The 22,556-nt window shown below is 69.5% G+C and carries 21 protein-coding genes; 11 read left to right on the top strand and 10 right to left on the bottom strand.

What is annotated here, in order from left to right:
* Positions 1-32: 32 nt before the first annotated feature.
* From OG494_RS42325 to OG494_RS42300, 6 genes are all read right to left on the bottom strand, one after another.
* Positions 33-1,025: an ABC transporter ATP-binding protein gene (locus OG494_RS42325; RefSeq protein WP_328448510.1), complete on the bottom strand. Its 993-nt coding sequence runs from the start codon at positions 1,023-1,025 to the stop codon at positions 33-35.
* Positions 1,022-2,017: an ABC transporter permease gene (locus OG494_RS42320; RefSeq protein WP_328448508.1), complete on the bottom strand. Its 996-nt coding sequence runs from the start codon at positions 2,015-2,017 to the stop codon at positions 1,022-1,024. The genes OG494_RS42325 and OG494_RS42320 overlap by 4 nt, the downstream gene beginning before the upstream one ends.
* A gap of 1 nt (position 2,018) precedes the next feature.
* A complete protein-coding gene (locus OG494_RS42315) occupies positions 2,019-2,999 on the bottom strand; it encodes an ABC transporter permease (RefSeq protein ID WP_328448506.1) in 981 nt (326 codons plus the stop codon).
* Positions 2,996-4,120: an ABC transporter ATP-binding protein gene (locus OG494_RS42310; protein WP_442874348.1), complete on the bottom strand. Its 1,125-nt coding sequence runs from the start codon at positions 4,118-4,120 to the stop codon at positions 2,996-2,998. The genes OG494_RS42315 and OG494_RS42310 overlap by 4 nt, the downstream gene beginning before the upstream one ends.
* A gap of 18 nt (positions 4,121-4,138) precedes the next feature.
* Complete coding sequence (locus OG494_RS42305) at positions 4,139-5,695, bottom strand: ABC transporter substrate-binding protein (RefSeq protein ID WP_328448504.1); 1,557 nt, start codon at positions 5,693-5,695, stop codon at positions 4,139-4,141.
* A 319-nt stretch (positions 5,696-6,014) separates the two neighbouring features.
* Positions 6,015-7,202: an ROK family transcriptional regulator gene (locus OG494_RS42300; protein WP_328448503.1), complete on the bottom strand. Its 1,188-nt coding sequence runs from the start codon at positions 7,200-7,202 to the stop codon at positions 6,015-6,017.
* Positions 7,203-7,333: 131 nt separating this feature from the next.
* Between OG494_RS42300 and OG494_RS42295 the strand changes: the two genes are divergently transcribed.
* The 5 genes from OG494_RS42295 to OG494_RS42275 all read left to right on the top strand — a co-directional run bounded on the left by OG494_RS42295 (position 7,334) and on the right by OG494_RS42275 (position 15,049).
* A complete protein-coding gene (locus OG494_RS42295) occupies positions 7,334-8,569 on the top strand; it encodes an ROK family transcriptional regulator (protein ID WP_328448501.1) in 1,236 nt (411 codons plus the stop codon).
* 819 nt (positions 8,570-9,388) lie between these two features.
* Positions 9,389-10,618 (top strand): family 16 glycosylhydrolase, encoded by a 1,230-nt coding sequence (locus OG494_RS42290; protein ID WP_328448499.1) that lies wholly within the window; start codon positions 9,389-9,391, stop codon positions 10,616-10,618.
* 137 nt (positions 10,619-10,755) lie between these two features.
* Complete coding sequence (locus OG494_RS42285; RefSeq protein WP_328448497.1) at positions 10,756-11,766, top strand: RICIN domain-containing protein; 1,011 nt, start codon at positions 10,756-10,758, stop codon at positions 11,764-11,766.
* Positions 11,763-13,625, top strand: coding sequence for a ricin-type beta-trefoil lectin domain protein (locus OG494_RS42280; protein ID WP_328448495.1), 1,863 nt, complete (start codon positions 11,763-11,765; stop codon positions 13,623-13,625). Before OG494_RS42285 ends, OG494_RS42280 begins: the two co-directional genes overlap by 4 nt.
* A complete protein-coding gene (locus OG494_RS42275; RefSeq protein WP_328448494.1) occupies positions 13,622-15,049 on the top strand; it encodes a ricin-type beta-trefoil lectin domain protein in 1,428 nt (475 codons plus the stop codon). The genes OG494_RS42280 and OG494_RS42275 overlap by 4 nt, the downstream gene beginning before the upstream one ends.
* Positions 15,050-15,280: 231 nt before the next feature.
* On the opposite strand, the gene OG494_RS42270 is transcribed toward OG494_RS42275, so the two are convergent.
* The gene (locus tag OG494_RS42270; protein WP_328448492.1) at positions 15,281-16,012 is read right to left on the bottom strand and encodes a GntR family transcriptional regulator; all 732 of its coding nucleotides are present in this window, start codon (positions 16,010-16,012) and stop codon (positions 15,281-15,283) included.
* 117 nt (positions 16,013-16,129) lie between these two features.
* On the opposite strand from OG494_RS42270, the gene OG494_RS42265 reads away from it, so the two are divergent.
* The 5 genes from OG494_RS42265 to OG494_RS42245 all read left to right on the top strand — a co-directional run bounded on the left by OG494_RS42265 (position 16,130) and on the right by OG494_RS42245 (position 20,443).
* Complete coding sequence (locus OG494_RS42265; protein WP_328448490.1) at positions 16,130-17,371, top strand: MFS transporter; 1,242 nt, start codon at positions 16,130-16,132, stop codon at positions 17,369-17,371.
* 76 nt (positions 17,372-17,447) lie between these two features.
* Positions 17,448-18,242, top strand: a complete 795-nt coding sequence (locus OG494_RS42260; RefSeq protein ID WP_328448488.1) for a putative hydro-lyase — start codon at positions 17,448-17,450, stop codon at positions 18,240-18,242.
* A 1-nt stretch (position 18,243) separates the two neighbouring features.
* Positions 18,244-18,996 (top strand): LamB/YcsF family protein, encoded by a 753-nt coding sequence (locus tag OG494_RS42255; protein ID WP_328448486.1) that lies wholly within the window; start codon positions 18,244-18,246, stop codon positions 18,994-18,996.
* Entirely contained in the window at positions 18,993-19,601 is a 609-nt protein-coding gene (locus OG494_RS42250) for a 5-oxoprolinase subunit B family protein (protein WP_328448484.1), read from the top strand. The genes OG494_RS42255 and OG494_RS42250 overlap by 4 nt, the downstream gene beginning before the upstream one ends.
* A complete protein-coding gene (locus tag OG494_RS42245; protein WP_328448482.1) occupies positions 19,598-20,443 on the top strand; it encodes a biotin-dependent carboxyltransferase family protein in 846 nt (281 codons plus the stop codon). Before OG494_RS42250 ends, OG494_RS42245 begins: the two co-directional genes overlap by 4 nt.
* A 32-nt stretch (positions 20,444-20,475) precedes the next feature.
* Here OG494_RS42245 and OG494_RS42240 read toward each other — a convergent pair whose 3' ends face one another.
* On the bottom strand, positions 20,476-20,706 hold the full coding sequence (locus tag OG494_RS42240) for a hypothetical protein (RefSeq protein ID WP_328448480.1): 231 nt from the start codon (positions 20,704-20,706) through the stop codon (positions 20,476-20,478).
* The gene (locus tag OG494_RS42235; protein WP_328448478.1) at positions 20,699-21,055 is read right to left on the bottom strand and encodes a hypothetical protein; all 357 of its coding nucleotides are present in this window, start codon (positions 21,053-21,055) and stop codon (positions 20,699-20,701) included. The genes OG494_RS42240 and OG494_RS42235 overlap by 8 nt, the downstream gene beginning before the upstream one ends.
* 90 nt (positions 21,056-21,145) lie before the next feature.
* Here OG494_RS42235 and OG494_RS42230 point away from each other — a divergent pair, with 90 nt between their 5' ends.
* Positions 21,146-21,724: a helix-turn-helix domain-containing protein gene (locus OG494_RS42230; RefSeq protein ID WP_328448476.1), complete on the top strand. Its 579-nt coding sequence runs from the start codon at positions 21,146-21,148 to the stop codon at positions 21,722-21,724.
* Here OG494_RS42230 and OG494_RS42225 read toward each other — a convergent pair.
* Positions 21,721-22,347 carry an alpha-ketoglutarate-dependent dioxygenase AlkB family protein gene (locus OG494_RS42225; RefSeq protein ID WP_328448474.1) on the bottom strand — a complete coding sequence of 209 codons (627 nt, stop codon included), beginning with the start codon at positions 22,345-22,347 and terminating at the stop codon, positions 21,721-21,723. The two genes, OG494_RS42230 and OG494_RS42225, sit on opposite strands and share 4 nt — an antisense overlap.
* Between the last annotated feature and the right edge of the window lie 209 nt (positions 22,348-22,556).

The following is a 22,556-nucleotide window of genomic DNA, read 5'->3' as shown; positions in this document are numbered from 1 at the left end:
CCTCCAGTGGTACCGGACAGGACGGGCGACGTTCAGGGGGTAGCGACGGGGTGCAGGAAACACGCCACTTCGCGCGACGCGTCGCCGCCGGGCAGGCCCAGCACGGGGATCTTCGAGTCGCACGGCTCGAAGGCCTTGGGACACCGCGGGTGGAACGCGCAGCCGGCCGGCATTCCCCGCGTGTCCGGCGGGGAACCCGGGATCCCGCTGAGCTCGCGTCGCGGACCCCGCAGCGCGGGGAACGAGTTCAGCAGGCCGAAGCTGTACGGGTGCAGTGCGTCCCGGTAGAGCGCCGACGCCGGGGCCTGTTCGACGATCCGGCCGCCGTACATGATCGCGATCCGGTCGGAGAACTCGACCAGCAGCGAAAGGTCGTGCGTGATGAACAGGACCGAGAAGCCCAGCCGTTCGCGCAGTTCCACGAGCTGACCGAGGATCTGGCGCTGCATCACGACGTCGAGCGCGGTGGTCGGCTCGTCCATGATGACCACGCGCGGTTCGAGCGCCAGCGCCATCGCGATCATCACGCGCTGGCGCATGCCGCCCGAGAGCTGGTGCGGGTACGCGTCGAGCCGGTCGGCCGAAATGCCGACCAGTTTCAGCAGGTCCTTCGCGCGGGCCGCGCGCCCGGCGCGGGTCGTGTCCGGCTCGTGCGCCTTGATGACGTCGACGAGCTGGGTGCTGACCTTGTGCACCGGGTTCAGCGAGTTCATCGCGCCCTGGAACACGATCGACGTCTCGGCCCAGCGGAAGTCGCGCAGCTGCTTGTGGTTCAGCTTCAGGACGTCGTACGGCTCGGCGTTCTCGGGGTGGTAGATCACCTCGCCGCCGCGGATCACGCCCGGCGGCGCGAGCAGCCGGGTCAGCCCGTAGGCCAAAGTGGACTTCCCGCTGCCGCTTTCCCCGGCCAGGCCGAGGACTTCGCCGCGGTTGAGCGTCAGGTGGACGTCCCGCACCGCGCGCACGGCTTCGTCGCCGACGCCGTAGTCGACGTCGAGACCCTTGATCTCCAGGACCGGTGTCATGATGCCTGTTCCTCCCGCCCGAGCACGGGCGTGAAGCCCACTCGCATGCGCTGCGTGCGCCCGTGGATGTCCCGCACCTTCGCCTTGCCGCTGCCGCGCAGCCGCGGGCTGACGAACTCGTCGATGCCGAAGTTCAGCAGCGACAGCGCGGTGCCGAGGACGGCGATCGCCAGCCCGGCCGGCACGAACCACCACCAGGCGCCCTGGGCCAGCGCCTGCTGGCTCTGCGCCCAGAACAGGATCGTGCCCCAGTTCCAGTTCGAGAAGCTCGAGACGCCGACGAACGCCAGCGTGATCTCCGACATCACCGCGAAGATCACCGTGCCGACAAAGCTGGACGCGATCACCGCGGTCAGGTTCGGCAGGATTTCGAAGAAGATGATCCGCCACGTCGACTCGCCGGTGGCCCGCGCTGCTTCGACGTACTCCCGGCCTCTCAGCGAAAGCGTCTGTGCCCGCAGGACTCGCGCGCCCCACGCCCACGACGTGAACCCGATGACCACCGCCACCAGGTAGTCACCGCCGCTCGGCAGCGCGCTGCCGATGATGATGATCAGCGGCAGCGCCGGGATCACCAGGAACACATTGGACAGTGCGGAGAGTCCTTCACCGGGCGTCCCGCCGAGGTAGCCGGACGTCACGCCGACGATGACCGCGAGGATCGTCGCCACCACGCCGGCGGTGAGGCCGACGAGCATGACGCTGCGGGTGCCGGCCAGGACCTGGCTGAAGATGTCCTGGCCGAGGTGCGTGGTGCCGAACCAGTGCCGCCCCGACGGCCCTTCGAGCAGGTCGTTGCTGCGGGCCGACGGGTCGAACGGCGCGATCCACTCACCGATCACCGCGATGATCAGGAAGAACACGATGACGCTGAGCCCGGTGATCGTCTTGCCGCCGCTGAGGAACCGGAACTTGCGCCGCTTGGCGCGCCCGGCGATGGCGTCGATCGGGAGGGCCTGGGCGGCCTTGACGTCCGCTGCTGGTACCGCCATGTCAGCCCGCCTTCCGGGTCCGCGGGTCGAGCGCGAGGTAGGCGACGTCCGCGAGGAGGTTCGCCACCAGCACCGACAGCGTGATGATCAGGAAGATGCCCTGCATCAGCGGGTAGTCCTGCGAGCCGACCGCCTGGAACAGCTCGAAGCCGACACCCGGGTAGGAGAAGACGATCTCCACGAGCAGCGTGCCGCCGACGATGAAGCCCAGCGCCAGCGCGAAGCCGGAGACGCTCGGCAGCAGCGCGTTGCGCGCCGCGTAACCGACCGCGACCCGGCGTTCGGGCAGGCCCTTGGCGTGCGCGACGGTGACGTAGTCCTCCGACGCGACGGTCACCATCATGTTGCGCATACCAAGTATCCAGCTGCCCATCGAGCTGATCAGGATGGTGATCGCGGGCAGCAGGCTGTGCTGGATCGCGCTGCCGATGAAGTCGGGGTCCCAGCCCGGGATCAGGCCCGGGTCGTACCCGCCGGACGACGGGAAGAAGCTCCCCGGCCCGGCCAGCAGCGTCAGGGCGATCAGGCCGAGCCAGAAGTACGGCACCGACGAGAGGAACGTCGTCACCGGGAGCAGGCCGTCGACCCACGAACCGCGCTTCCAGCCGGCGACGACACCGAGCGCGGTGCCGATCAGGAAGCCGATGATCGTCGTGATGCCGACCAGGATGATCGTCCACGGCAGACTGTCGCCGAGCACCTCGGTGACCGGCGTCGGGAAGAACGTGAACGACAGCCCGAGGTCGCCGCGGAAGAGCTGGGCCCAGTAGTGGAAGTACTGGGTGACCATGCTCTCGTTCTTGTCCAGTCCGAAGAGGACATACAGGGACTGGATCGCGTCCGCGCTGAGCGTGCCCTGGTTCTTCGTGATCAGCGACTGCACCGGGTCACCGGGGATCAGCCGCGGGATGAAGAAGTTGATGGTGACGGCGGCCCACGCCGTGAAGAGGTAGAAGGCCAGCCGTTGCAGCAGGTACCTCATCGGGCGGCCCCGTCGTACAGCCAGCACGCGGCCCAGTGGCCGGGTGCGTCGTCGACCTCGAACCGCGGCGGCAGGTCGGTTTTGCACCGCTCCATCGCGACCGGGCAGCGCGGGTGGAACCGGCAGCCGGACGGCGGGTCGATCAGGCTCGGCGGTTCGCCGGCGCCGCGCTCGGCCGGAACTTCACCGGGGTCCAGTTCGGCGCTGCCGCCGACCAGCCGGTCCGGGTCGGGCGCGGAGTCGATGAGCAGGCGCGTGTACGGGTGCGCCGGGTTCTGCGTGATCGTCTCGCTGTCGCCGCCTTCGACCATCCGGCCGGCGTACATCACCATCGTCTCGTCGGCGAAGTAGCGCGCTGACGCGATGTCGTGGGTGATGTAGAGGATCGCGAGGTGCAGGCGTTCCTTGAGGTCCCGCAACAGGTTCAGCACACCGAGCCGGATGGAGACGTCCAACATGGACACCGGCTCGTCGGCCAGCAGGGCCTCGGGGTCCGCGCCCAGTGCCCGCGCGATCGCGACGCGCTGGCGCTGCCCGCCGGACAGCTCGTGCGGGAACTTGTCGATGTAGCGCTCGGGCGGCGTCATCTGGACGCGCAGCAGCAGGTCGTGCAGCGCCTGCTCCAGGTCGTCGCCGGCCCGGCCGTGGATCTTCAGCGCCCGCGTCAGGTGGTACCGCACCGTGTGCACCGGGTTCAGCGACGCGAACGGGTCCTGGAAGATCATCTGGACCTGGCGGCAGTAGGCGCGGAAGGCCTTTCCGCCACGGACGTTCACCGTCTCGCCGTGCAGCTGGATGTCACCGCCGGTGCGCGGGTAGAGCTGCGCGAGCAGCCGCGCGACCGTCGACTTGCCCGAGCCGGACTCGCCGACCAGCGCGGTGACGCGGCCCCGTCGCAACGTCAGGGAGACGTCGTCGACGGCCTGGACCGCGCGGCGCGGGCCGGTCAGCCCGGCCCGGCCCTTCCGGCGCACCGGGAAGTGCTTGGTCAGCCCCGTCGCCTCGAGGACGACGTCGCCGAGGACCTCTTCCGTACCCCCCTCCGACCCGGCGGCGGCCGGATCGGAGGGGGCCGGGACGGCCGCGGAGTCACCGCGGCCGTCCCCGTGACCGGTCTTCACAACTGAGTCCGCCATGGATCAGGCCGCGGGCTTCAGGTGCAGGATGATGTCCAGCGCGTTGCGCAGGGTGGGCTGCGCGGGGGCGTACGGGTTCGCCTCCTCGGGCCAGCCCGTCCAGTTCTTCGTGCTGTACTCGCCACCGGAGTTCGCGGCCGAGGTCGGGATCATCGGCTGCTGGTCGATCATGATCTTCTGCAGCGTCGCCATGGCGGCGGTGCGGGAGGCGTCGTCCTCGGCGTTGGCGTAGGTCTCGAGCGCCCTGGTCGCCTCGTCGTTCTTGAAGCGGCCGTAGTTGCCGTTGATGTTGCCCTGGCCGGTCGGCTTGTAGCGGTTGCCGTCCATGACGTCGCGGTACATGTCGTACGGCGTCGCACCGTCGTTGGTCCAGTGCATCAGGCCCTCGAAGTCACCGGTGTCGACCGACTTCGTCCACGCGTCCTGGTTCATCTTGTCGACCGTCGCGGTGATGCCGATCTGCGACAGGTTGTCCTTGATGATCTCCAGGTCGGTGATGTAGTCCGACCAGCCCGACGGGACCGTGAGCTTGAGGGTGACCGGCTTGCCGGACGGGTCCTGCAGCTTGTCGCCGTTGAACGTGAAGCCGGCGCCGGTGAGCTGCGCCTTGGCCGCCGCGACGTCGACCTTGACGGTCTGGCCCTGGTACTGCGGCGCGATGAACGGGTCGCCCGCCGGCGTCGGAATGCCGGTGACCTGGTCGTTCTTCGGGTAGAAGTAGCCGGCCTCGCCCTGGTTGAAGATGTCGTCGCGGTTGATCACCTTGCTGATCGCCTGACGCAGCGGCGCGCTGTTCCAGGGGGCCTTCTCGGTGTTGAACCACAGACCGTGGACGGCCAGCTGCGCGGGGAACCAGAGCTTGTAGTGCTCGGGGTCCTTGTTCGTGTAGACGGCCTTGTAGTTCGGGATGAAGACGAAGCTCCACTCGGCCGCACCGCTGGCCAGCGCCGAGACCTGCGCGTTGTTGTCGGTGTAGGAGGTGTAGCGGATCTCCTTGACCTTCGGCGCTTCCTGCCAGTAACCGTCCCGCTGGCTGACGATCACCGTCTGCGGGGTGAACGACTTGAGCGTGTACGGGCCGGTGCCGACCGGGTTCTTGATCGTGTCGAGCGCCGGGTCCTTGATGCCCTGCCAAATGTGCTTCGGCACCACGATCGTCTGCAGGATCTTCACCTGGTTGACGAACTGGGAGCTGTCGAAGCCCAGCGTGACCTGGTTGCCGGCCGGGGTGATGTCCTTGTACGGGACGGCGTCGATGTTCAGCGCCTTGTTGTCCTTCAGCAGGCCGAACGTGTAGGCCACGTCCTCGGCGGTCATCGGCTGGCCGTCGGAGAACTTCACGTTGTCCCGAATGGTCAGGACCAGCTTCTTGTAGTTGTCCGACCAGTCCCACTTGGCGGCCAGCCACGGCTTGCCGGGCTCCTGCGGCTTGACGCGGTTGAGCATCACCAGGGGTTCGTAGATCGTCCACCGGTACCCGAGGTTGGCCGCGGCCGACGTCTCGAGGAACGGGTTGTTGTTCTCCGACTGCGGGCCGTTCGGCATGCCCACGTTGAGCACGGCGTTGGGGTTGCCCTGACCTGCGCTCGAGCTACCTCCCCCGCACGCGGTCAAGCCCCCCAGGGCCATTAGTGCCACTAGCGCTGCGACGATGGAGCGCTTGACTCGCATCGGTTCCTCCTGGTCATCGACGACTACTACTCCGTGTCGACTGGTAGCGAGCCCCGACCGCCGGCGACCGAACGACGCCACGAGTCAACCCGGGTGACTCGGGTCACGTCAATAACACGGCGGTAACGTTTTGTGCCTAAGTTTAAGTACTGAAAGAACTCGCGACCTTGGGCCGACCGGCGGTTTACCCCTTGCGACACAAGGGGTTTCAGCCGGTCCGGCCGCCCGCGGCGAGCAGCTGCGCGACCGGCAGGGTGGCCGCGCCGAGCGCGACGGCCTCCGGCCCGAGCCGGCCGAGGACGACTTCGGTGCGCCCGGCGAGGTAGTCGAGCGCGTGCCGGCCGACCGCGTCACGCACGGCGGGCAGGATCGCCGGACCCATGATCGCCCCTGCGGAGCCGGAAAGCACCACCCGGTCGGGGCTGAGCAGGTTGATGAGGTTCGCGATGCCGATCCCGAGGTACTCGCCGGTCTCGGCCAGCACCTCCGCGGCCGGCCCGGCGACCTGCGCTTCCGCCACGATGTGGGCCAGTTCGGCGTCGCTTTCGTCCCCGATGACGGGATCCTTGCCGACCCGGTCGGCGTACCGCCGGACGACCGCCTCGGTGCCGACGTAGGCCTCCAGGCAGCCGTGCGACCCGCACCGGCAGGCCGCGCCCCCTGCCTTGACGACGGTGTGCCCCCACTCGCTGGTCGTGATGCCCGGGTGGGACGGCCCGGCCGTCGCGACCGCGGCCCCGACCCCCACGCCGAGCAGGGCGACGATGGCCCGGTCCGCGCCCCGGCCGGCCCCCAGCCAGCTCTCGGCCTGGCCCAGTGTGCGGGCGCGGTTGTCCAAGTGAAGGGGCGCGACGACGTGCGGGCGGATCAGGTCGGCGAAGGCCACACCGCGCCAGCCGAGGGTCGGCGCGTGGACGATCCCGCCGTCGCGGACCGCCCCGGGCACGCCGATGCCGACGCCGAAGACCGCGTTCGCGTCGGCGTTCTCGAGGACCTCGGCGATGCCGGTGTGCACCAGCGCGGCCACCTGACCCGGGTCGAGCCGGGTGCCGACGAGGGGGTGGCGCACGGTGCCGAGCGTCCCGAGCGCGCAGTCGAACAGGCCGACCTCGACGTGCGTCTCGCCGACGTCGACGCCCACGACGTGGCCGAAATCGGGGCGCACGGCCAGCAGCGTCCGCGGGCGTCCGCCGTCCGATTCGACCGATCCGGCTTCGGCGACGACGCCGTCCGCGATCAGTTCGGCCACGACGTTCGTAACGGTGGCGGCCGAAAGTCCCGATTCAGCTACCAGTTCCAGTCTGCTGACCGGGCCGTGGAGGTAGAGGGTGGAGAGCAGTGCCGCGCGGTTGTGCCGCCGGAGGTCCCGCGTCGTCTGGCGCACTACCTGGGTCACGGTGGGGATTGTGCCAGATACCTGCGGTGCGACCATCAGTTCGGGACTTAGTTCACCAGTTAATACATGGCCACAACTTAGGGTGATCAGGCATCCTGTCAGTAGCCGGTAAGAGTTCAGATGGGTTGCCCATGGCGAGCAAGCGCACCACCGTCCGCGATCTGCGGCGACACAACCGTTCCCTGCTGCTGTCGAAACTCTACTTCGACGGCCCGCTGTCGCGGCACGAGCTGAGCCAGCTGACCGGACTGAGTGCCGCCACGGTCAGCAACGTGACCGCCGAACTGGGCGAGGAACGGCTCATCACCGAAGCGGGCCAGGTGGAATCCGACGGCGGCCGGCCGCGCGTGCTGCTGCGCGTCGACCCGGCGTACGGCCACGTCGTCGGCGTCGACATCGGCGAGACCGGCGTCAAGATCGAACTGTTCGACCTGGCGATGAACCGCCTCGCGACGGTCGACCACCCGCTCCCGGCGGCGCCCGACCCGGCGACGGCGGTCGAGCAGGTGACGTCGGGGCTGCGGGAGGTGTTCGCCAGCGCCGGCATCGAGGAATCGGCGGTGCTCGGTGTCGGCATCGGCGTGCCGGGCACGGTCGAGCAGGGCGAGCGGGTCCTGGTGCACGCGCCGACGGTCGGCTGGGACGCCGTCCCGCTGACGTCGCTGCTGCGTGACGCGGGGGTGACCCTGCCACTGTTCGTCGACAACGGCGCGAAGACCCAGGGCCAGGCGGAGATGTGGTTCGGCGCCGGCCGCGGCGCGAAGCACGCGGTGATAGCGCTGATCGGCTCGGGTGTCGGCGCTGCGGTGGTAGCGGACGGCTCGACGTACCGCGGCTCGACGAGCAGCGCGGGCGAGTGGGGCCACACGACGATCGCGTACGGCGGCGCGCAATGCCGCTGCGGCTCCCACGGCTGCCTGGAGGCCTACATCGGCGCGGAGGGCGTGCTGACGCGGTATCGCAAGGCACGCGGCAAGGACGTCCCGGGCGCGGACGAGCAGGCCCAGTTCTCGGCGTTGCTGGAGGCGGCCCCGAAGTCCAAAACGGCGGCTCGCGTCCTGGACGACACGGCCGGTTACCTGGGCGCGGGCATCGCGAACCTGATCAACTTGTTCAACCCGGAACGCATCGTGATCGGCGGCTGGGCGGGCCTGGCCCTGGGCGAGCAGCTCCTGCCCAGGATCCGCGAGGCCGCGGGCGAGCACGCGCTACGGCACCCGTTCAGCCAGACGTCGATCCAGCTGGGGTCGCTGGGCCTGGACGCGGTGGCCACGGGAGCGGCGACGTTACCGGTGGCGGACCTGCTGGAGCAGGGAGCGACGTCCCGGATCGCAAAACCGGCAGCCCCCAACTCCGACGCGGCCTGACCCGGGCTCCCGCTCTCACCCTCACCCTCACCGGCGCGGCCAACACACCGCCCGCAGCGGCCAACACGCTCACCGGCGCGGCCGGCACGCCGGGCACACCAGACACCCCCGGAGTGCCGGCCGCGCCGGGCACCGTGTTGGCCACTCCGGGCGCCGTATTGACCACTCCCGCCGGCGTGTTGGCCGCGCCGGGCGCCGCGTTGGCCACTCCCGCCAGCGTATTGGCCACTCTCGTCGGCGTGTCGGCCGCGCCGGGCACACCCGACACCCCCGGTGCGCCGGGCACCGTGTTGGCCACTCCCGCCGGCGTGTCGTCCCTTCGCGGCAGCTTGTCGGCAGTGTGTCGAGCCCTCGCGGCCCCAGAGCGGGGCCCGCCCTCCCCGGGGGTCCATCCCCGCTCCAGCGTATCGACCCCACCCGACAAACCTCCGGCAAAGCCCGCCCCGGCAGCCCGCTTGTCCACAACGTGGCCAGCCTGTGCACAACGGGCGTGCCCCGCTGAGCGGGAACCGGGCTCCCGCAGGTCAGCAGCACCTCGGGCCGACCGCGCCCGTCAGCCACCCACCCTTAATTCGGGTTGAAAAAAAATGACGGTCCGACTGTTGCCCGACTTGTCTGGACCATGCATACTTTGTTGCCAGGCACAACAAAGCCCTGTAGAACCCTTCGTCGCCCGCGACCCACCCGCCCCGGACCGCGGACGGCACCGCGATGCCCGGTCACGCCTGCCGCCGCCCCGGCATGCACGGCCACCCTCCCCTCCCCGCGTTCCGTGCTGCGCGCGGAACGCCGGTCCCCACGGTGAGAGAGGCGACAAAGATGTCCACCTCGAAATTCCGCAAGTTGCGCAGAGCAGCGGCCGTACTGGCCGTCGGCTCACTGCTCGTCCTCGGGCAGCAAGCACTGACCGCACCCGCCGCCGAAGCCGCGGCCACCTTCACCGACGACTTCAACGGCCCCGCCGGGTCCGCCGTCGACGGCTCCAAGTGGCAGCTCGAAACCGGCGACAACGTCAACAACCACGAGCGCCAGTACTACACATCCGGCACGAACAACGCCCAGCTCGACGGCCAGGGCCACCTCGTGATCACGGCCAAGAAGGAAAACCCCGGCAACTACAACTGCTGGTACGGCCGCTGCGAGTACACCTCCGCGCGGATGAACACCTCCGGCAAGTTCAGCCAGGCCTACGGCCACTTCGAGACGCGCATGAAGCTGCCGCGCGGGCAGGGCATGTGGCCGGCGTTCTGGATGCTCGGCGGCGGCAACTGGCCGACCGACGGCGAGATCGACGTCATGGAGAACGTCGGCTTCGAGCCGAACACCGTCCACGGCACCATCCACGGCCCCGGCTACTCCGGCTCCGGCGGCATCGGCGCCGCCTACAACGGCCCCAACTTCTCCGACGACTTCCACACCTACGCCGTCGACTGGTCGCCCAACCAGATCAAGTGGTACGTCGACGGGAACCTCTACCAGACGCGCACGCCGTCCGACCTGAACGGAAACCGCTGGGTCTACGACCACAACTTCTTCATCATCCTCAACCTCGCCGTCGGCGGGTACTGGCCGGGCGACCCCAACAGCAGCACGACGTTCCCGCAGCAGCTGGTCGTCGACTACGTCCACGTCACCAACGACACCGGCGGCACCACCCCGCCGTCCGGGCGCACCGGGCGGATCACCGGTATCGGCGGCAAGTGCGTCGACGTCGCGGGCGCCAGCACCGCCAACCTCACGCCGATCCAGATCACCGACTGCAACAACAACGCCGCGCAGAACTGGACCATCGGCACCGACGGCACGATCCGCGCGCTCGGCAAGTGCATGGACGTCAACGCCGCCGGCACCGCCGACGGGACAGCGGTGCAACTCTACGACTGCAACGGCACCGCCGCCCAGAAATGGGCGATCAGCGGGGCCAAGGACATCGTGAACCCCAACGCGAACAAGTGCCTCGACGCCACCGGCAATTCGAGTGCGAACGGCACCCGCCTGCAGATCTGGACCTGCGGCGGCGGCGCGAACCAGAAGTGGACCACGCCCTGATCTGCTCCCCCTCGTGAGTGTTTAGGGCGGTTCTAACCGCCCTAAACACTCACGACCCCTTACCCCACAGGAGAATCCAAGTGCGGCGATTCCTCGTCGCGCTAATGGGGTGTGCCCTGTTAGCGCTTTCTTTCCTGATGTCCACCTCCGCGCAAGCGGCGGTCGAGGCCGGCCCGTCCGCGAGCCAGCTGCTCGCGAAAACGACGTCCTGCCAGCAGATTTCGAACGGCAAGTACTCCTTCGACGAAGGCGGCGCGGCCACCGTGCCCGTCTGCCAGGCCAACGGCGCGGTGTTCTTCAAGGCCGACATGGACATCGACTGCGACGGCGTCCGTACCACGCAGTGCAACGAGCAGACCGACTGCTGCTTCTACCCGGACACGGCGTTCCACACGTCGACCGACCAGCCGCTGAACGCGGCGCAACTGCCCTACATCGTGCTGCCGCAGCCGACGTCCACATGGGACTACCGCAACTACGGCATCGACGGTGGTTCGGTCGTGGCGGTGATCTACAACAACCAGGTCACCTACGCCGTGGTCGGCGACACCGGGCCGACCGGCATCATCGGTGAGGCCTCCTACGCCACCGCCGTCAACCTCGGCATCAACCCCGACCCGTCCAACGGCGGCACCGAAGGTCCCGTGACGTACATCGTGTTCCCGAACACACACGTCAACCCGATCGAGAACCACAACAACGCCACCAGTCTCGGCGAGCAGGTCGCGACGCAGTTCGCCGGTGGCACCACCACCCCGCCGCCCGCCGGCAGCGGGCAAATCACCGGCCTCGGCGGCAAATGCGTCGACGTCAACGCGGCGAGCAACACCAACGGCACCGCGGTCCAGCTCTACGACTGCAACGGTACGACCGCGCAACAGTGGACAGTCGGTTCCGACGGCACGGTCCGCGCGCTCGGCAAGTGCCTCGACGTCACCAGCGCGGGTACGGCGAACGGCACCACCGTCCAGTTGTGGGACTGCAACGGTTCGAACGCCCAGAAGTGGACGGCGAACGGCACGCAGAACCTCGTCAACGCGGGCTCCGGCAAGTGTCTCGACGCGACCGGCAACAGCTCCGCCAACGGTACCCGGCTCCAGATCTGGACCTGCGGGTCCGGCGCGAACCAGAAGTGGACGCTCCCATGAGAAAACGCTCTCTCGCCGCATTGTTGGGTGTGACGGCCCTCGCCGCCGCCACCTTCGCCGTGCCCGCGCAGGCCGCGGGCGAGACCGTGAACGTCTGGCTCACCACGACCGACGACGCCAAGGGCGTCAACGTCACCCGCGGCCTGCAGCAGCAGACGCCGACCAGTTTCACCGCGGGGACCGGGACCGGCGGCCAGACCATCAACGTCAACGAAAACACTACGTACCAGCAGTTCGAGGGCGCCGGCGCGTCGTTCACCGACTCCGCCGCGTGGCTGCTCAACTCGAGCAACCTGCTCAGCGCCGGCACGCGCAACTCGGTGATGCAGAAGCTGTTCGACCCCAACGCGGGCATCGGCATCAGCTTCCTGCGCAACCCGATCGGCGCGTCGGACATCGCGCGCTACAGCTACACGTTCGACGACGTGCCCGCCGGGCAGACCGACCCGAACCTGACGAAGTTCTCCATCGCGCACGACCAGACCGACGTCCTGCCGCTGACCAAGCAGGCGCTGCAGCTCAACCCGCAGATCAAGGTCATGGCGTCGCCGTGGAGCGCGCCGCCGTGGATGAAGGACAACGACAGTTACCTGCTCGGCTGGGTCGAGTCGCAGTTCTACCCGGCCTACGCGCAGTACTTCGTGAAGTACGCCCAGGCCTACCAGGCCGCCGGTGTGCCGATCAACTACCTGTCGGTGCAGAACGAGCCGACGTGCTGCGCGAGTTACCCGTCGACCAACTGGAACGGCGCGGGCCTGGCGTACTTCACCAAGAACAACCTGCTGCCGGCGCTGCAGAACGCCGGTCTGTCCACAAAGGTCCTCGCCCTCGACTGGAACTGGGACCAGTACCAGTCCTTCGCGGCGCCCACCATGGACGACGCGGCGATCCGCAGCCACCCGAACTTCGGCGGCATGGCGTGGCACGGTTACGGCGGCAATGTCTCGCAGCAGACGACCGTGCACAACCAGTACCCGAGCGTGAACGCGTACTCGACCGAGCACTCGGGCGGCACCTGGGTGTCGAACCAGCAGGCCGAGGACATGACGAACATCGTCGACTACACGCGCAACTGGAGCCGCACGGTCACCAAGTGGAGCCTGGCGATGGACCAGGCGCACAACCCGCACAACGGTGGCTGTGACACCTGCACCGGCCTCGTGACCGTCCACAACGGAGACGGCCGCAACGGCCAGGTCGACTACACCGTCGAGTACTACACGATGGGTCACCTGACGAAGTTCGTGAAGCCCGGCGCGGTCCGGATCGACTCGAACGACAACTCGACCGTCCGCAACGTCGCCTGGAAGAACCCGGACGGCTCGAAGGCGCTGATCGCGTACAACACCAGCACCGGCACCCAGAGCGTCCGGGTGAACTGGGGCAACTCGTCGTTCACCTACAACCTGCCCGGCCACACGTCGGCGACGTTCACCTGGGCCGGCAACCAGGGCACCGGCGGCGGTGGCGGCGGCAAGACCGGCGCGATCACCGGCCTCGGCGGCAAGTGCCTGGACGTCGCGAGCGGCAGCAGCGCGAACGGCGCGGCCGTGCAGCTCTACGACTGCAACGGCTCGGCCGCGCAGCAGTGGACGGTCGGCACCGACGGCACGCTCCGCGCGCTGGGCAAGTGCCTCGACGTGACCGGACAGTCCACAGCGGACGGTGCGCAGCTGCAGCTGTGGGACTGCGGCGGGACGGCCAACCAGAGCTGGGCGGCGACGGCGGCCAAGGACCTCGTCGGCGCGGCGTCGAACAAGTGCGTCGACGCGACCGGCAATTCGAGTGCGAACGGCACCCGCCTGCAGATCTGGACCTGCACGGGCGCCGCCAACCAGAAGTGGAACGTGCCCGCATGAAGAAACTGGCAGTGACAACCGGGACTCCGCCCCGGGCCGGGGGCTCCGCCACCCGGAACCCCCGAAGAGCAGCAGCATTCGGCGCCCTCATAGCGGCGGCATCGGCACTGGTGCTCGCCCCGGGCGTCGCGCAGGCGGCGACCGGGCCGATCACCGGCATCGCCGGCAAGTGCGTCGACGTCAACGCGGCGAGCACCGCGAACGGTACGGCCATCCAGCTCTACGACTGCAACGGCAGCGGAGCTCAACAATGGACGGTCGGGTCCGACGGATCCCTGCAGGCGCTGGGCAAGTGCCTCGACGTCACCAGCGCCGGGACGGCCAACGGCACCACCATCCAGCTCTGGGACTGCAACGGCTCCACCGCCCAGAAGTGGACGGCCAACGCGGCGAAGAACCTCGTCAACACCGGGTCGGGCAAGTGCCTCGACGCGACCGGGAACTCGTCCGCGAACGGGACGCGGCTGCAGATTTGGACGTGCGCCACCAGCGCCAACCAGCAGTGGACGCTGCCGAGCGGCGGCACGACCCCGCCGCCGTCCGGGCCGGGCGTGATGGCCGTCGCGCCGTACCTCTACAACGGCTGGGGCAACCCGCCGAGCCCGGCGACGATCCAGAACGCCACCGGCGTCAAGTGGTTCACGCTGGCGTTCGTGCTGTCCAACGGCTACTGCAACCCGCAGTGGGACGACGGGCGCGCGCTGACCGGCGGCGTCGACCAGAACACCATCACCACCGTGCGCGCGGGCGGCGGCGACGTCATCCCGTCGTTCGGCGGCTACTCCGGCAACAAGCTGGAGTCGTCGTGCGGCAGCGCGGGTGAGCTGGCGGCGGCGTACCAGAAGGTGATCAGCGCCTACGGCCTCAAGGCGATCGACATCGACATCGAGGCCGACGCCTACAGCAACCCGACGGTGCAGCAGCGCACGGTCGACGCGCTGAAGACGATCCGGGCGAACAACGCGGGCATCAAGCTGTACGTCACGTTCGGCACCGGGCAGTCGGGGCCGGACAACAGCCTGGTCAACCGCGCGGCGCAGTCCGGTCTCACGGTCGACGGCTGGGTCATCATGCCGTTCGACTTCGGCGGCGCCGGTCAGAACATGGGCACGCTCACCCAGCGCGCGGCGGAAGGCCTCAAGAACGTCGTCAAGTCGGCTTACGGCTACGACGACGACACGGCCTACCGGCACATGGGCATCTCGTCGATGAACGGCATCACGGACAACAGCGAGACGGTCACCCTGGCCGACTTCACCACCATCCTGGCCTACGCGAACACGCACCACCTGGCCCGGTTGACGTTCTGGTCCGCGAACCGCGACCGCCCCTGCCCGGGCGCCTACCCGAACGACGACACGTGTTCGGGCGTTTCCCAGCAGGCATGGGACTTCACGAGGATCTTCGCCCGCTACGCCGGCTGAGTTCCGGCAAGTCCGTGAAGGCCTCCTTGAGGGACTCTAAGTCCCTCAAGGAGGCCTTCACGGCGTTTCGGAGCTGCCGGGGGTGACCCTGGGGGTAGTCACACGCCCCGGCAGCCGGGTCTCGCCGGCCGCTGGGGGTTCCGGCGGCGAAACCGCGCTGAGGTTATCCAGTCCGCGGCCCGGAAAAGCCGGGCTCGGCCCGTCCGGACCGCAAGCGTGCCCGAAGACGCACTACTCGACGGCGATCGCCGCCCGGGCCGCGGCCGCGCGGTCGGCGTACGCCTCGACCAGCTGCTCCTCCGCGTCCTCCAGGTACTTCATCAGCAGCTGCTCCGCGCCCGCGCCGTCGCCCGCCTCGACGCGGTCCAGGATCTCGTGGTTGCGCGGCAGGTAGCGCTCGTGGAAGCGGCGTGGCTCGGCCATGATGTGGAAGACCAGCCGCAGCTCGGCGATGAGCCTGCTGACCAGCTCGTTGACGCGCTCGCTGCCCGACAGCGCGGCCAGCTCCTGGTGGAACCAGACGTTCGCGGTGCCGAGGTCCTTCCAGTTCCCGTTGCGGGCGGCCTCGTCGCCGATGTCGACCTTCTCCTTGATCCGCGGGAACGACGCCGGCTTCGCCGTCACGCCCCGGACCGCGGCGCACTCGATGATCTTGCGCACGCGGTAGATGTCGACGACGTCCTCGATGCTCGGGATCCGCACGAACACCCCGCGGTTGAGCTCGTGGGCGAGCAGCCGCTCGTGCGTGAGCAGCCGGAACGCCTCCCGCAGCGTGTTGCGCGAGACGCCGAGCGCGTTGCCGATGTCCTGCTCCGACAGCCGCCCACCGGGCAGGAAGAAGCCCTCCGCGATGCGCTTGCGGAGGACGCCGGCCACCCGCTCGGCCGTGCTCTTGCGGCTGACCAGGCCGCGATCGGCCTCCAGGCCGGGCAGGTCCGGGACCACGCTGTCTTCGATGACCACGGGGACGATGGTACCCGTCACACTGAGGACGATCCAATTGCAGTCTTGTGGAATTGTTGAACAATCCTTACTGTGTGAGTCACGCCACGATGAGACACTGGCCTGGAGGTGCCCGACATGACTGCCACAGCAACCGAGGCCCGGCCGTTCGACTGGTTCCGCACACTGGGGAAACGCGGCCGGCTCGCCTTCGCCGGCGCGTTCGGCGGGTACGGCCTGGACTCGTTCGACTACCAGACCCTGCCCCTCGGACTCGCCGCGATCACCGCGTACTTCGGCATTTCGAGCGGCGAAGCCGGTCTGCTCGGCACGACGACGCTGGTCGTGTCGGCCGTCGGCGGGATCGGCGCCGGCATGCTGGCCGACCGCATCGGCCGTGTCCGCACGCTCCAGATCACCATCGCGATGTACACGGTGTTCACCGTGCTCTGCGGGTTCGCGCCCAACTTCGAGACGCTGCTGATCTTCCGCGCCCTGCAGGGCCTGGGCTTCGGCGGCGAATGGGCGGCCGGCGCGGCGCTGGTCGCGGAGTACTCCTCGGCGCGCTACCGCGGCCGGACCGTGGCGTTCGTGCAGAGTGCGTGGGCGGTCGGCTGGGGCCTGTCGGTGATCGTCTACACCGTCGTGTTCAGCCTCGCGAGCCCCGACCTGGCCTGGCGCATCATGTTCTGGACCGGCGTCATCCCGGCACTGCTCGTGCTCTGGGTCCGCAAGAGCGTCAAGGACGCGCCGCGCGCGGAAGAGCGTCTCAAGGGCGAGCGCGTCAAGGGCACGCTGGTCAAGATCTTCCACCGCGACCTGCTGCGCACGACGTTCTTCGCCGCGCTGCTCGCGACCGGCGTCCAGGGCGGGTACTACACGATCTCGACGTGGCTGCCGTCGTACCTGAAGAAGACGCGCGAGCTGACCGTGATCGGCACCGGCGGCTACCTCGCGTTCCTGATCACCGGCGCTTTCGTCGGGTACGTCTGCGGCGGCTACCTCACGGACCTGATGGGGCGCAAGAAGACCTTCCTGACGTTCGCGATCCTGTCGGCCGGGTTGATCGTCGCGTACACCCAGATCCCCAAGGGCGCCAACGGTCTCGTCCTGGTGCTCGGCTTCCCGCTCGGCTTCTCGATGTCCGCGATCTTCAGCGGCTTCGGCGCGTACCTCGCCGAGCTGTACCCGACGACGCTGCGCGGCACCGGCCAGGGCTTCACGTACAACTTCGGGCGCGCGGTCGGCGCGATCTTCCCGACCGTCGTCGGCTTCCTCGGCGCGGGCGGCGCGATCGTGTTCGGCGCGATCGGCTACGCCATCGCCGCCCTGGCCCTGCTCGGCTTGCCCGAAACCCGAGGGATCGAACTCGTTGACTGAATCTTGTGGGGGTGCGACCCCCACACCCCGCCCGGGGGCCCGCCCCCGGACCCGGAAGTCTCCCAAGGGGGAACTCATGACGACCTTCGACCAACCGGCCACCTTCACGCCGGAGCAAGCGCGCGAAGCGTTCCGGCGTGGCACGGCCCGCCCCACCACGGGCTGGGCCGGCGGCTTCACCCAGACGAACCTGATCGCCGTGCCCGAGGACTGGGCTTACGACGTCCTGCTGTTCTGCACCCGCAACCCGCAGGCGTGCCCGCTGCTCGACGTCACCGACCCCGGCGACCCGGCCACCCGCCTGGCCGACGGCGCGGACCTGCGCACCGACCTGCCGCGTTACCGGATCTGGCAGAACGGCGTGCTCGCCGGCGAGGTCTCCGACGCGACCGGGCTGTGGCGCAGCGACATGGTCGCCTTCTCGATCGGCTGCAGCTTCACGTTCGAGACGGCGCTGGCCGCCGAGGGCGTCCCGCTGCGGCACGTCGAGCAGGGCCGCAACGTCTCGATGTACCTGACGAACCGGCAGTGCGAGCCGGCCGGGCGGCTCTTCGGCCCGATGGTCGTCTCGATGCGGTACCTCCCCGAGGACCGCGTCGACGACGCCATCCGGATCACCCGCGCGATGCCGGCCGTCCACGGCGCGCCGGTGCACATCGGGGATCCGCGTACCCTGGGCATCGAAGATCTTTCGCGGCCGGACTTCGGTGATCCGGTGGACGCGGCCGACGGTGACGTCCCGGTGTTCTGGGCCTGCGGGGTCACCCCGCAGGCGGCGCTGATGGCGTCGCGGCCGCCGTACGCGATCACCCACGCGCCGGGGTACATGTTCATCACCGACCGCCACGACAGCGAATACCGGGTGGGCTGAAATGGACCTGAACAGCGACCTCGGCGAGGGTTTCGGCGCCTGGAAGATGGGTGACGACGAAGCCGTGCTCGACATCGTCACCAGCGCGAACGTCGCCTGCGGCTTCCACGCCGGCGACCCGTCGGTGATGCGGCACGTGTGCGAGCTGGCGGCCGATCGCGACGTCGCGATCGGCGCGCACGTCGGCTACCACGACCTGGCCGGGTTCGGCCGGCGCGCGCTCGACATCGCCCCGGAAGACCTGGCGAACGAGGTGCTCTACCAGATCGGCGCGCTCGACGCGTTCGCCCGCGCGGCCGGCAGCCGCGTGACGTACGTAAAGCCGCACGGCGCGTTGTACAACACCGCGGCGGCCGATCCGGAGCAGGCCGCGGCGATCGTCGAGGGCCTGCGCCGGTACGACCCGGCGCTCGCGCTGCTCTGCCTGCCGGACTCGGAAATGCAGCGGGAGGCGGAAAAAGCCGGGGTGGTGGCGTACGCCGAGGCGTTCGCCGACCGGGCCTACACCGCGGAAGGACGGCTGGTGTCGCGCAAGCAGCCCGGCGCCGTGCTGCACGAACCCGACGCCGTCGCCGAGCGCGCGGTCGCGATGGCGACCGGCGGCGGGGTCGTCACGGCCGGCGGCGGGAAGCTCGACCTGCGCCCGGATTCCCTGTGCGTGCACGGGGACACGCCGGGCGCGGTGGAGCTGGCCCGGCGGATCCGCGACGGCCTGACCGACGCGGGTGTCACGCTCACCGCGTTCACCGGATGACCGTCCGGCTGCTGCCGTGCGGACGCCGTGCGGTGCTCGTGGAAGTCGACGACGTACTGGGCTATCAGGCCGCGCTGGCGCAGGCGCCGCCGGACGGGGTGGTGGAACTCGTTCCGGCGGCGCGCACGCTGCTGGTCCGTTTCGACCCGGCGGTGACCTCCTCGGACCGGCTGGGCGCCCTGCTGGGTCGAGTGTCCCCTGTGGACAGTCAGGTTGCCGACACGCGCGAAGTGGTGATCCCGGTGGTGTACGACGGCGAAGACCTGACGGAGGTCGCGGCCGAGACCGGATTGTCGGTCGAGGAGGTCGTGGCCCGGCACCGCGCGGGGTCGTATGTCTCGGCGTTCTGCGGGTTCGCGCCCGGGTTCGCCTACCTGTCCGGCGCGGACCCGGTGCTGCACGTGTCCCGCCGGTCGTCGCCGCGCACGCGCATCCCGGCCGGCTCAGTGGCGATCGCGGGTGAGTACAGCGCGGTGTACCCGAGCGCGTCGCCGGGCGGCTGGCGGCTGATCGGGCGCACCGAGGCGCCCGTGTGGGACGTCGAACGCGACCCGCCGAACCTGCTGCCGCCGGGCACGCGCGTCCGGTTCCGGGAGGTTTCGTGAAGCTCGAGATCCGCCGGCCCGGCTTCGCCACAACGGTGCAGGACCTCGGCCGGCCCGGCCACGCGGCGCTCGGCGTCGGCCGGTCCGGCGCCGCCGACCGCGGCTCGTTCCTCCTGGCCAACCGGCTCGTCGGGAACCCGCCCGGCGCCGCGGCCCTGGAGGTCACGCTCGGCGGCCTGGTGCTGCGCGCGTCCGCGGTGACGACGGTCGCGGTGACCGGCGCGGACTGCCCCGTCACAGCGGGCGGCCGCGCTTTCGGCCTCAACGCGCCGATCACGCTGCACGCGGGTGCGGAACTGTCCCTCGGGATGGCCTCGGCCGGCCTGCGCTGTTACGTCGCGGTGCGCGGCGGCATCGACGTCCCGCCGGTGCTCGGCTCACGATCCACGGACACGCTGGGCAAGCTCGGGCCGCCCGCGATCGCGGCGGGCACGCTGCTGCCGGTCGGCGACGACGCGCTCGAGTTCCCTGGTGTCGATCTCGCGCCCCGGGCGCCCTTTCCGGTGTCCCCGGTGCTGCGGGTGACGCCGGGACCGCGTCGCGACTGGTTCACCGACCCGGCGCGTCTTCTGTCCACTGTGTACACAGTCTCGCCGGACTCCGACCGCGTCGGCATCCGCCTGACCGGCCCTCCGCTTTCCCGCGCCCGCGAAGACGAGCTGCCGTCGGAGCCGTGCGTGCCGGGATCGCTGCAGGTGCCGCCGTCGGGGCAGCCGATCCTGTTCCACGCCGACCACCCGACGACGGGCGGCTACCCGGTGATCGCCGTCGTCGACGAGGAGGACCTGGACGTCGCCGCCCAGCTGCGCCCGGGTCAGACTCTCCGCTTCCAGCCCTCGTGAGTGTTTAGGGCGGTTAGAACCGCCCTGAACACTCACGACAAGCCGCGGCAGACCACCGAGGCCGTGACCGTGACCGCGAGCCAGATCGCCCAGGCCGCGCCCGGGGCCAGGCCGGTCGCGATGACCCCCAGTGCCATCGCGACCAGCACCGGCCAGGCCCGCCGCCGCTTCCGCAGCAGTCCCGACTCCGCCAGGTAGGCGTCGAAGGCCTCCGCGACCTGGTCGTCGATCTCGTCGCGCAGCCGCGGGCTCAGCTCAGACATGCGCCGGGACCGCCGGGCGCGGCACTGCCACCGACAGGCACGCCAACGCCAGCGGCACCTCCAACCCGGCCATGAGCAGGGAGAACACGACGTCGTCGCCGGCCGTCACGACGTCGAACCACGCGTCGGTCAGCAGGAGCGTGGCCGTGCCGATCGCGGCGAACGGCACCCGCGGATCGCCCCGGCCGAGCAGCCAGGCCGTCGTGAGCAGGCCGAGCGCCTCCGCGGCGTCGAAGCCCGTCCACGCCAGGCTCCAGTGCTGCGCCGGATAGACGTCCGGCAGGGTCATCCCCAGTACCGCGATCCACGGCAGCAGGCACAATCCCGCCGCCCAGAAGACCTTCCGCATCGAAACCCCCGAAGTTCCCGTGCCTCTGGAACCCAAGGTAGCCGAATGCAGAGATTCTTTGCAAACAGTCTCTGTAGTACGCTCTGGGGCATGGTCGAACGTCCCGAACGGCGGGTCCTCACCGGCGCGGATCTCAAGGCCTTCTACAAGGCCCTGGCCAACCCCGTGCGCCGCGACATCCTGTCCTACCTGGGCGAACACGGCGAAGCGAACTCGACGAGCGTCGCGAAGGCCCTCGGCGAAAGCACCGGGACGACCAGCTACCACCTCCGCAAGCTCGCCGACCTCCGGCTGATCGCGGAGATCGAGGAGCGCTCCACCGGCCGTGAGCGCTGGTGGAAAGCGCTGTCGAAGGACCTCTACACCCCGCCCGGCCTGGAGATGACGCCCGACGAGCGCGAAGCCGCGTCGAAGCTCGGCGCGCTCAAGATGAGCCACGACATCGGCCTGCTCACGCGGGCGTACGCCGGGTACGACAGTGCCGAGGGCTGGAACCAGATCCACCGCTCCGGGCTGCGCCTGACGAAGGACCAGATCGCCTCGTTCGTCGAGGAGTACCAGAACCTGATCTGGAAGTACGTCACCGCGCCGGGCGAGCACCCCGAAGGCTCCCGCGCGATGGCCGTCCGGCTCGTCATGGTCCCGGAGAAGGAGTTCACCGAAGACTAGAGGCCGGACACCCGCAGCGTGATGTTCAGCCGGCCGGTCAGGCCGAGCGCCGGGTCCGCCGTGCCCGGCAACGTCCGCGGGACGCCGTGGTAGGCGAACCGGGACGCCCCGCCGAAGACGAACAAGTCGCCCGAGTGCAGTTCGACGTCGGTGTACGGCCTGTTGCGCGACTCCGTGTTGCCGAAGCGGAAAACGCACGTGTCGCCGAGGCTGAGCGACACCACCGGGGCCGCGCTCTGCTCGTCCTTGTCCTGGTGCTGCCCCATTTTCGTCTTCGCGGCGTAGAAGTTGACCAACGCGGTGTCGGGCTCGTAGCCGTCGGCCGGTTCGCCGTACGCGTCCGCCAGCGCGCGGCGGCCGAGGTCGCCGAGCCAGTCCGGGAACGGCAGCACCGGCCGGCCGTCGTCGGTCGTGCGCGAGTAGCCGTACGGGTACCAGTGCCAGCCGAGGCAGACGGTCTTGACCGACATCACGCCGCCGTTGGGGTACGTGGTGTTGCGGTAACCGGGCCAGCCGCGGCACGCGGCGACGAGGTCGCGCTGGGCGTCGAAGTCGAGCCAGTCGGGCAGGTGCACCGCACCGGGCGCGAGCTCGGCGCGGGGTCTCGGCAGAAGAGCGTCCACTACTTCGATTCTGCCAGCGGCTCCCGTCGCCGACTTCCGGCAACGTGCCCTGGGACCACCCGGTGACCGCGGAACGTCACACCGGCGGACCCGAACAGCCGCAGGAGACGTCCCATCGGGCGCTCCTGCGGCCGGGTCCCCTCGCGTTGGACCGCCATGGCTTGGACATTCCCACACCTGTTTGTCACATGCCAGCGTGGATCAGCTAC

Source organism: Amycolatopsis sp. NBC_00438, from assembly GCF_036026695.1.
In the GTDB taxonomy this organism is placed as follows: Bacteria; Actinomycetota; Actinomycetes; order Mycobacteriales; family Pseudonocardiaceae; genus Amycolatopsis.
Note: the sequence above shows the minus strand (reverse complement) of the source record. Positions and strands in the feature narration are given on the sequence as shown.

Bases quoted from the DNA above. Each gene is read 5' to 3' on its own strand.
- OG494_RS42260 (WP_328448488.1), top strand. From the start codon at position 17,448: ATGACGACCTTCGACCAACCGGCCACCTTCACGCCGGAGCAAGCGCGC.
- OG494_RS42240 (WP_328448480.1), bottom strand. From the start codon at position 20,706: ATGTCTGAGCTGAGCCCGCGGCTGCGCGACGAGATCGACGACCAGGTC.
- OG494_RS42325 (WP_328448510.1), bottom strand. From the start codon at position 1,025: ATGACACCGGTCCTGGAGATCAAGGGTCTCGACGTCGACTACGGCGTC.
- OG494_RS42265 (WP_328448490.1), top strand. From the start codon at position 16,130: ATGACTGCCACAGCAACCGAGGCCCGGCCGTTCGACTGGTTCCGCACA.
- OG494_RS42285 (WP_328448497.1), top strand. From the start codon at position 10,756: ATGTCCACCTCCGCGCAAGCGGCGGTCGAGGCCGGCCCGTCCGCGAGC.
- OG494_RS42230 (WP_328448476.1), top strand. From the start codon at position 21,146: ATGGTCGAACGTCCCGAACGGCGGGTCCTCACCGGCGCGGATCTCAAG.
- OG494_RS42250 (WP_328448484.1), top strand. From the start codon at position 18,993: ATGACCGTCCGGCTGCTGCCGTGCGGACGCCGTGCGGTGCTCGTGGAA.
- OG494_RS42275 (WP_328448494.1), top strand. From the start codon at position 13,622: ATGAAGAAACTGGCAGTGACAACCGGGACTCCGCCCCGGGCCGGGGGC.
- OG494_RS42290 (WP_328448499.1), top strand. From the start codon at position 9,389: ATGTCCACCTCGAAATTCCGCAAGTTGCGCAGAGCAGCGGCCGTACTG.
- OG494_RS42295 (WP_328448501.1), top strand. From the start codon at position 7,334: ATGGCGAGCAAGCGCACCACCGTCCGCGATCTGCGGCGACACAACCGT.
- OG494_RS42320 (WP_328448508.1), bottom strand. From the start codon at position 2,017: ATGGCGGTACCAGCAGCGGACGTCAAGGCCGCCCAGGCCCTCCCGATC.
- OG494_RS42255 (WP_328448486.1), top strand. From the start codon at position 18,244: ATGGACCTGAACAGCGACCTCGGCGAGGGTTTCGGCGCCTGGAAGATG.
- OG494_RS42280 (WP_328448495.1), top strand. From the start codon at position 11,763: ATGAGAAAACGCTCTCTCGCCGCATTGTTGGGTGTGACGGCCCTCGCC.
- OG494_RS42315 (WP_328448506.1), bottom strand. From the start codon at position 2,999: ATGAGGTACCTGCTGCAACGGCTGGCCTTCTACCTCTTCACGGCGTGG.
- OG494_RS42235 (WP_328448478.1), bottom strand. From the start codon at position 21,055: ATGCGGAAGGTCTTCTGGGCGGCGGGATTGTGCCTGCTGCCGTGGATC.